Source organism: Peribacillus sp. NPDC096622 (assembly GCF_044762665.1).
In the GTDB taxonomy this organism is placed as follows: Bacteria; Bacillota; Bacilli; order Bacillales; family DSM-1321; genus Peribacillus; species Peribacillus frigoritolerans_B.
Window position 1 is genome coordinate 1 of the sequence record NZ_JBIWES010000057.1, and the last position, 1,589, is coordinate 1,589.

Genomic DNA, 1,589 nt, shown 5'->3' on the forward strand with positions numbered 1-1,589 from the left:
CACAAAATTCTTCAAGATGCTAATATCAAGCTAACATCCGTTCTATCAGACATTTTTGGTGTATCGGGACGCCGTATCCTTGAAGCGATTCTAAATGGTGAAAAAATAGAGACCGATGGTCTTCGAAAAATGGTTGATTGGCGAACAAAAGCAAGTATTACTGACATTACCAGTGCAATTAATGGCCGTATTCGCCGTCATCATCGTGATATGTTGCGTTTCCATTGGGAGCATATGGGTTATTTAGAACAAACCATAGTAGAATTAGAAAAACAAATCGATCAACTCCTGTCCCCCTAAAGGAAGTAGAATTATTGGATGGTATACCTGGTGTGAACAAAGCTGCGGCAGCTACATTTATTGCGGAGATGGGTATTGATATGTCCGTATTTAAGTCAGCTAAACACCTTGCCTCTTGGGCTGGTGTGAGTCCTGGAAATTACGAAAGTGCCGGTAAAAAAAAACGAGTAAAACCACACAAGGAAATAAAGCTTTAAAAACGATGGCCGTAGAATGTGTATTAGCGACATCAAGGCAAAATAATCGAATTGCTTCACATCGAAAAAGGATTACTAAACGGCAAGGAAAAATGAAGGGACGAATCGCTTCTGCCCATTTACTATTAACGATTACTTACAACATCTTAAAAACAGGAGAACCTTATCATGAACTAGGCTCAAATTACCTTGAAGAGAAACAAAATAACAAAGAATTAAAAATGATCGAATACCTAAAAAAGAAAGGCTATACAATCGATCCAGCTGAACAACAAACTGCATAACCAGTTAAATAACGAAATAGTACATTTACCCCCATCAAAAAAATGAGAATATGGAGGGTTTATTTTAGCATGGCTTTTTTACTATTGTGTTTTCATACAAAAGAGCTGCCTTAAAATTAGCTCCGATCTTCAGCTAACGCATCCGTTACTTAAAGAAGAAATTTGCAATTAGGATCATATTAGTTTTTTTTCAGATGATTCTTTGTATTTTTTCTGTTCTTCCCTAACAAAGACAATAGCTTCTTCAACAGTAGTTAGATTGATTTCGTTCCAACTTTTACCCATTTCTTTAACCAAGGAGTGTACCAGTCCCATTCTACTGACCACCATAACATAATGCAGTAAAACGATTATCACTTCATCTTTCAGTCCCAATTCTTGCAAATCCTTAATTAACTTTACATCTTCTTCTGTAATAGTACCTTTAGGTTCTTTAATAAAATCAATCGGTGTCGTTGTTTTTACTTGATTTACATACCATTCATCGTAAGTCATTCCTGTTTTATCTTTAAATTCTTCTTCTTGCTTTGCGTTCCATTCCTGAATAGTCATTCCATGTATCTCTTTAAATCTATCTTCTGCTGTCTTACCTTGTATAATTTTACCCTTTGTTTTATTTAATAGTTTCTTCTTTTTCGTCATCCTTTTCTCCTTATTTTCATTTAATTTCCATTTTATCACACCTTCAATATTTCTCTGCTTATGGAACTAAACTCCCTCAATTAACTAAACACAATCTCACGATTGCTCTAGAATTCACCGGATTTCATAGTCATATCATTAACCATTATCATTGTAAGCTCGGCAT

3 protein-coding genes and 1 pseudogene are annotated in these 1,589 nt (G+C 35.1%); 3 read left to right on the forward strand and 1 reads right to left on the reverse strand.

Annotated features, from left to right (window positions below):
- The 3 genes and pseudogenes from ACIQYG_RS26815 to ACIQYG_RS26825 all read left to right on the forward strand — a co-directional run.
- Window positions 1-300, forward strand: a pseudogene (locus tag ACIQYG_RS26815) (IS110 family transposase); the annotation flags it as partial.
- Window positions 301-314: 14 nt separating this feature from the next.
- Window positions 315-497 carry a transposase gene (locus tag ACIQYG_RS26820; RefSeq protein ID WP_402844619.1) on the forward strand — a complete coding sequence of 61 codons (183 nt, stop codon included), beginning with the start codon at window positions 315-317 and terminating at the stop codon, window positions 495-497.
- Window positions 498-502: 5 nt separating this feature from the next.
- On the forward strand, window positions 503-781 hold the full coding sequence (locus ACIQYG_RS26825) for a hypothetical protein (protein WP_402844622.1): 279 nt from the start codon (window positions 503-505) through the stop codon (window positions 779-781).
- 174 nt (window positions 782-955) lie between these two features.
- Here the strand turns inward: ACIQYG_RS26825 and ACIQYG_RS26830 are convergent, their stop codons facing one another.
- A complete protein-coding gene (locus ACIQYG_RS26830) occupies window positions 956-1,423 on the reverse strand; it encodes a DnaD domain protein (RefSeq protein ID WP_402844625.1) in 468 nt (155 codons plus the stop codon).
- Window positions 1,424-1,589: the final 166 nt, after the last annotated feature.

Excerpts from the sequence above, each read along its gene's own strand:
- ACIQYG_RS26830 (WP_402844625.1), bottom strand. The coding sequence starts at position 1,423 with ATGACGAAAAAGAAGAAACTATTAAATAAAACAAAGGGTAAAATTATA.
- ACIQYG_RS26825 (WP_402844622.1), top strand. The coding sequence starts at position 503 with ATGGCCGTAGAATGTGTATTAGCGACATCAAGGCAAAATAATCGAATT.